Below are 6,153 nucleotides of genomic sequence, written 5' to 3'. Positions count from 1 at the left end.
TGGGGCACAAGCCCCAACGGTCACTTCTTCCCCCTTCCGGGGCAAGCTGTCTTCGACCACACCAATCAGCAGCTCGCTGCGGTCTCCAGAGCCAGCGGAAACCTCGACCTGTTCATGATCGGTTTCGACAACCGCGTCTGGAGCACCTTCTGGAACGAACACGACGGCTGGGGCACAAGCCCCAACGGTCACTTCTTCCCCCTTCCGGGGCAAGCTGTCTTCGACCACACCAATCAGCAGCTCGCTGCGGTCTCCAGAGCCAGCGGAAACCTCGACCTGTTCATGATCGGCTTCGACAACCGCGTCTGGAGCACCTTCTGGAACGAACACGACGGCTGGGGCACGAACCCCAACGGCCACTTCTTCCCGGTCCTTCCTCCCTTTGGCCCAGCGCCGCTCTACCGGGGCCCTGGGAAGGTCGTTGTCTACGGGACGCTTCCACCGCACGCTGCTGCCAAGGTCGCAACCGCAGAGCGGACGCCTCGCTGGACGATCGATGAGCTCATCGGACGTCTCGGTCGCCGGGGCGTGCTCGCGACACCACTCGGTGAGGAGGTCGAGCTCTCGGACGGGCGATGCGGTCGGCGGCGGGATTTCATGGGTACCGTGGCAAGCCCCCGGCAGCGAGTGTCGGTTCGGAGGGTCGCCGGACTCTCGACGCCCACCTTCCACCACTCCTCACGAGACCGCATCGAGGTGACGGCCTCGGTGTTCTGGTCGGAGGAAACGGGGGCGCACATCGTGATGGGCGAAATTCGCGAGGCGTACCTCCGCCACGGCGGCCCAGCCGGCCAGCTCGGCTATCCCATCGCCAGCGAGACCGACACGGACGACGGCCGCGGCCGGGTCAGCCGCTTCGAGCATGGCGAAATCGTCTGGGACGCCACGGCCGGCGCCGAGGCCCGGCCGCACGACCGCTCGACGGACATCCCGTAGCCTTCCCCGCCGGCCGCATCAAGCGCGAGCGTGGAAAGCCGATCCCACCCGGCAGGATCCGGAGCTCCGCACCGGGCGCGATCAAGCACAGGGCCTGGGCGCGCGGCCCGTCCCCGCGGAATGCCGGCTGCAGCCTGTCACCCCGCCACCTCTGGTGCGACCCGTGCGGCGATCCGCTGTGGACCATCGGTGGGCCCTGTGGACGCGGGGCGGCGGCGTATCACTTCGAAACAAGGGTTTGTCAGCGCACCGATACAACGCAGTATAACCGGGTATACACACTCAGTAAGTAGCGGCGGGGTTGCGGTACCTCCTGGTGTTCTTGTGTGAAAGGAAGGTCGGATGAGCGAGCAGTCGATGGTGTGGCAGACACCGGACTTCGAGGTAATCAACACCTCGCTTGAGGTCACGGCCTACTACCCGGGTTCGATCCAGGGGCCGTTGCCCGTGTCCAAGTAGCGATCCGCCGATGCGCGTACGCGTGCTCGGGACGGCGGCGGGGGGTGGCGTCCCGCAGTGGAACTGCGGCTGTGCTGGGTGCGCCGGAGCCCGCCGCCATCCAGAGCGGCGCCGTAAACATGCCTCCATCGCCATCAGCGGCTCGGCTGGAGGCCGATGGTATGTGATCAACGCAACGCCGGATCTGACCGACCAGATCGAGGCATGCGAGGACCTGCATCCCGCGCCGGGTGGCAGGGAGACCCCGATCGCGGGGGTGCTCCTCACCGACGCGGAACTCGACCACACGCTCGGGTTGTTCCGGCTGCGGGAGGCCGCCAGCGTCAGAGTCCTGTCGACCGCCGCCGTGTGGCGCGGGCTGACGCACGGGCTGCGAATCCACGACGTGCTGGCTCCCTACACCGACCTTTCGTGGCGCGAGTTGCGCGACAGCGAAAGTCTCCAGCTTGAGGACGGCATGCGGGTACGGGTCGTACCGGTATCGGGCAAGCGACCCCGATACGCCGCCGATCAGCCCGAGGGGCGCTGGGCAGTGGCGCTGCGCATTGACGGCGATCACGGCAGCCTGGTCTATGCGCCTGCGATCGCGGACTGGCCCCCGGAACTCGACCAGGAGCTGGCGGACGCCGACTGTGTGTTCGTCGACGGCACCTTCTGGGACGACCAGGAGCCCCGTACGGCTGGGCTCTCTTGCCGTACTGCCACCCAGATGGGCCACCTGCCGATCTGGGGGCCGGCCGGCACTTCTGAGCGGCTCGCACAGGTGCCTGCCCGCCACCGCTTCTACACCCACCTGAACAACACCAACCCGCTGACCCATCCGGAGGCTCCGCAGCACGCCCTGTTGGCAGCCAAGAGGATCGAAGCCGTCCCCGAAGGGAAGTCCGTCGAACTGTGAGCACGCCGTGGACCCCCGCAGAATTCGAGCAACGGCTGCGCGCCGCCGGAACGGAGCGCTACCACCACCGGCATCCGTTCAACGAGCGGATGCACGACGGCCTCCTGAGCCCGGAGGAACTGCGGGTATGGGTCGCGAACCGCTTCCATTACCAGCGCAACATCCCGATCAAGGACGCGCTGATCGTGGCCAAGCTGGACACCCGGGAACTGAGGCGGGCCTGGATCCGCCGCATCCACGACCACGACGGCACCGATGATGACGAGGGCGGGATCGAGCGCTGGCTGCGCCTCGGCGAGGCGGCGGGGCTGGAGCGCTCGGCGCTGGAGTCGGGGGAGGGGGTGCTGGCCGGAGTCCGGCTGGCCGTCGACGGTTACGTCAATTTCGTACGGCTGGCCACGCCGCTCGAGGCCATCGCGTCGTCGCTGACCGAGGTATTCGCTCCCGACCTGCTGGAGCGCCGGACAGCCGCGTTCGAGAAGCATTACGGCTGGATCGACCGGAATGGGTTGCAGTACTTCTGGGTCCGGCCCCCGCAGGGGCGTCGGGACAGTCAGGAGGCGCTCGACCTGGTCCGGCGGTGGGCGACTACCCGGGCCGACCAGGAGAAGGTACTGGCCGCGCTGGAATTCAAGTTCGACGTGCTGTGGTCGATGCTGGACGCGGTCGAGCGCGCCTGCGGGCAGAAATGACCTCCGCCGAATGGCGTCCACGGCTCCGGCGCGGGATCGTTCTGCGCTGGGACGCGGTACGCGAGTCCGACATCCTGCTGATGCCTGAGCGCGTGGTGGTGCTCAACCAGCAGGCCGGGCAGATCCTGCGGTTGTGCGACGGTTCGCGGACCGCTGCCGAGATCTGCGGGACCTTGGCCGAACAGTTCCCGCAGGCTCCGGTGGCCACCGAGGTTCCGTCGTTCCTGCAGCGGGTCAAGGTCCAGGGTTGGCTCAGATGATCCGGCCGCCGTGGGCGCTGCTGGCCGAGGTCACCCACGCCTGCCCGCTGCACTGCCCGTACTGCTCGAACCCCCTGCAACTGGTCCGGCGGCCCGCAGAGCTCGGCACCGCGGACTGGGGACGGGTGCTGGCCGAGGCCGGCAAACTGGGCATCGTCCAAACCCACATTTCCGGCGGCGAGCCACTGCTACGGCCCGACGTCACCGAGATCGTCGCGGCGGCCGACGCCGCGGGGATCTACACCCAGCTCGTCACCAGCGGGGTCGGCCTCACCAGTGCCCGGCTCGCCGAACTGACCGCGGCCGGGCTCCGCAGCGTGCAGCTATCGGTCCAGGACGCCACCGCCGCCCGCTCTGACCTGATCGCGGGCCGGGTCTCCTTCGGCGACAAGCGCCAGGCCGCCGCGATCATCCGCGAAGCCGGCCTGCCCTTCGGCCTCAACATCGTGTTGCATCGGCTGAACCTCGATCACCTCGACGAGATTATCCGGCTCGCCGTGTCCTGGAGTGTGGACCGTGTCGAGCTGGCCAATATCCAGTTCTACGGTTGGGGCCTGCGGAACCGCGCTGCGCTGATGCCCGGCCAAGACCAGCTCGCCGCCGCGCGCGAGACGGTCGCGGCCTGGCAGGAGCGGCTCGCTGGCGAGCCGGAGCTGATCTGGGTAGTGCCCGACTATGCCGACGGTGTCGCCAAGCCCTGCATGGGCGGCTGGGGAGCCACCTCGATCACCGTGGCACCGGACGGCTCCGCGCTACCGTGCCCAGCTGCGTACGGCATCGAGAACCTGGACCCGCCGAACGTACGGGACCGCCCACTGCGCTGGATCTGGGAGGAGTCAGCGGCCTTCAACCGCTACCGCGGCACAGCCTGGATGCCCGAACCGTGCCGGAGCTGCCCGGCCAAGGAAACGGACTTCGGCGGATGCCGGTGCCAGGCATATGCCCTCACCGGTGATGCGGCACGCACCGACCCCGCCTGCCGGCTCTCCCCCGACCACCACCTCGTCCGGCTCACCCCCGACCCGGATGACCTCACCTACCGGAAACCAGCAGGAACTTAGCCCTGCAGCCCATCCCGCTGACCGGTTCCGATCATCTGCCACCAAGTCTCCAGGCAAACCCGGTCAAGGTCTCTGCCGCTGCTGATACTAGGAGGGCATTCGGAGATTGTGATCTCGTTATCGGTGGGTGAGGCGGGTTCGTTGGTGGTGCCAGCGGGCGGGGGCTTGGTGACGGCGTCACCATAGGTGCCAGCAAAGGTAGTGGTCCAGGCCGTGCCAGTGGCGGGCGAGCAGGCCTACAGGCGTTTGATCTTGGTGATGGTGAGCGGAGCAGTCCGGGGTCGGCGGGTGGAGCATTTCTCTGCTTGAGGCCAAGGCTTGAGGCGGTGCCTCTCCAACTACCTGCATGCCCTACCAGTTCCGGAGATCGGCTCTAGTACGCCAGCCGCACTTAGAGGTCGTAACAGAATCAGCGGACGAGGCGTCGCCAGCAGATGATGGCTGCGGCGAGGGTCATGAAGGCCTCGTGGATGTCGTCGCGGATCTCCCAGCGGATGCGTAAGCGGCGGAACCAGTGCAGCAGGCCGATGGTGCGTTCGACGACGTAGCGGTGAACGCCCAGCCCGGACCCGTGCGGGACGCCGCGGCGAGCGATGACCGGCTTGATGCCCTTGCCCCAGACCAGGCGCCGGTATTTGTCGTGGTCGTAGCCGCGGTCGGCCAGCAGCCGCCCGGGTCTTCGCCGGGGCCGGCCGACCCGGCCCCGGACCGGTGGCACCGCCTCCAGCAGCGGCATCAACTGCGTGACGTCGTCTGCGGTTCCCGCCGGTCACCGACAAGGCGAGCGGGATGCCGTGCCCGTCGGTCAGTACGTGGTGTTTGGAGCCCGGCCGGCCGCGGTCGACCGGGCTCGGCCCGGTTTTGGGCCACCTTTCAATGCCCGTATGTGGGAGCTGTCGATCACCGCCCTGGACCAGTCCAGCTGCCCGGCGGCGTGCAGTTCCTCCAGCAGTAGATGGTGCAGCCGCTCCCATACGCCGGCCTGGTGCCATTCGGCCAGCCGCCGCCAGCACGTCATGCCCGACCCGAACCCCAGCTCCTGGGGCAGGAACTCCCACCGGATCCCGGTATGCAGCACGAACAAGATCCCGCACAACACCCGGCGGTCGTGCAACCTCTTACGCCCGGCGTGGCGCTTACGGCGCTCCACCTTCGGCAGCAGCGGCTCGATCCGCTCCCACAGGCTGTCGGGCACGATCCATGGGGGTTGCTCGCCCTTACGCACCCACCCACACCACACCCGACCATCACTACACGTCGCGTCACATGCACATTTTGTTATGACCTCTGAGCGGCGAGTCCGTCAGTGACGCCATGGTGGCCGGTTACCTCGCCAAGTACGCCACCAAAGGCACCGAAGTCACCGGACACACCTCCCGCCGCCTCCACGCCGCGAGCATCGCGCTCTACGCCAAACCCGACGGCACCCACACCGAACGTCTCGTCCACGCCGCCTGGACCCTCGGCGAACACACCGGCTTCGAATCCCTGCGCCGCTGGGCACACATGCTCGGCTTTGGCGGCCACTTCCTCATCAAAGCTCGCCGCTACTCGGTCACCTTTGGCGCTCTACGCGCCGCACGCGTCCTGTACCGCCGCACCCAGACACCAGGACCGGACCACCCGCCCGAGCGATTCGAGCGTCAAGCCGACCTTGACGCCGAAACGACTGTGATCCTCGGCCGCCTGTCCTACGTCGGCTCTGGCTGGAAGACCACCGGAGACGCCCTCCTGGCCAACACCGCCGCCGACCAAGCACGCCGACGACACCAGGCCGGACGCGAGGAACTCGCACACGAGCTTGGTTCGCACGCCCCCACCGCAGAAGCCGCCTGATCGACCAAAGG

Annotated in this window: 6 protein-coding genes and 2 pseudogenes; 7 read left to right on the top strand and 1 reads right to left on the bottom strand. The window is 67.9% G+C overall.

Translation table 11 applies throughout. The features are described from left to right. The 6 genes and pseudogenes from amrb99_RS21205 to pqqE all read left to right on the top strand — a co-directional run. Nucleotides 1-936: pseudogene (locus amrb99_RS21205) on the top strand (hypothetical protein); the annotation flags it as partial. 342 nt (nt 937-1,278) lie between these two features. Next, nucleotides 1,279-1,395, top strand: a complete 117-nt coding sequence (pqqA, locus tag amrb99_RS21200; RefSeq protein ID WP_190858547.1) for a pyrroloquinoline quinone precursor peptide PqqA — start codon at nt 1,279-1,281, stop codon at nt 1,393-1,395. A gap of 163 nt (nt 1,396-1,558) precedes the next feature. Further along, nucleotides 1,559-2,293: an MBL fold metallo-hydrolase gene (locus tag amrb99_RS21195; RefSeq protein ID WP_206700038.1), complete on the top strand. Its 735-nt coding sequence runs from the start codon at nt 1,559-1,561 to the stop codon at nt 2,291-2,293. Beyond that, nucleotides 2,290-2,985, top strand: coding sequence for a pyrroloquinoline-quinone synthase PqqC (gene pqqC, locus amrb99_RS21190; RefSeq protein WP_190858543.1), 696 nt, complete (start codon nt 2,290-2,292; stop codon nt 2,983-2,985). Before amrb99_RS21195 ends, pqqC begins: the two co-directional genes overlap by 4 nt. Then, nucleotides 2,982-3,245 carry a pyrroloquinoline quinone biosynthesis peptide chaperone PqqD gene (gene pqqD, locus amrb99_RS21185; RefSeq protein WP_190858540.1) on the top strand — a complete coding sequence of 88 codons (264 nt, stop codon included), beginning with the start codon at nt 2,982-2,984 and terminating at the stop codon, nt 3,243-3,245. Before pqqC ends, pqqD begins: the two co-directional genes overlap by 4 nt. After that, a complete protein-coding gene (gene pqqE, locus amrb99_RS21180) occupies nt 3,242-4,306 on the top strand; it encodes a pyrroloquinoline quinone biosynthesis protein PqqE (protein WP_190858620.1) in 1,065 nt (354 codons plus the stop codon). Before pqqD ends, pqqE begins: the two co-directional genes overlap by 4 nt. A gap of 409 nt (nt 4,307-4,715) precedes the next feature. Here the strand turns inward: pqqE and amrb99_RS21175 are convergent. Beyond that, a pseudogene (locus amrb99_RS21175) lies at nt 4,716-5,504 on the bottom strand (IS5 family transposase). An 89-nt stretch (nt 5,505-5,593) separates the two neighbouring features. On the opposite strand from amrb99_RS21175, the gene amrb99_RS21170 reads away from it, so the two are divergent. Continuing rightward, the gene (locus amrb99_RS21170; protein ID WP_347256775.1) at nt 5,594-6,142 is read left to right on the top strand and encodes a replication initiator; all 549 of its coding nucleotides are present in this window, start codon (nt 5,594-5,596) and stop codon (nt 6,140-6,142) included. The last annotated feature ends 11 nt before the right edge of the window (nt 6,143-6,153 follow it).

It is taken from the genome of Actinomadura sp. RB99 (assembly GCF_014706005.1).
GTDB lineage: Bacteria > Actinomycetota > Actinomycetes > Streptosporangiales > Streptosporangiaceae > Spirillospora.
Note: the sequence above shows the minus strand (reverse complement) of the source record. Positions and strands in the feature narration are given on the sequence as shown.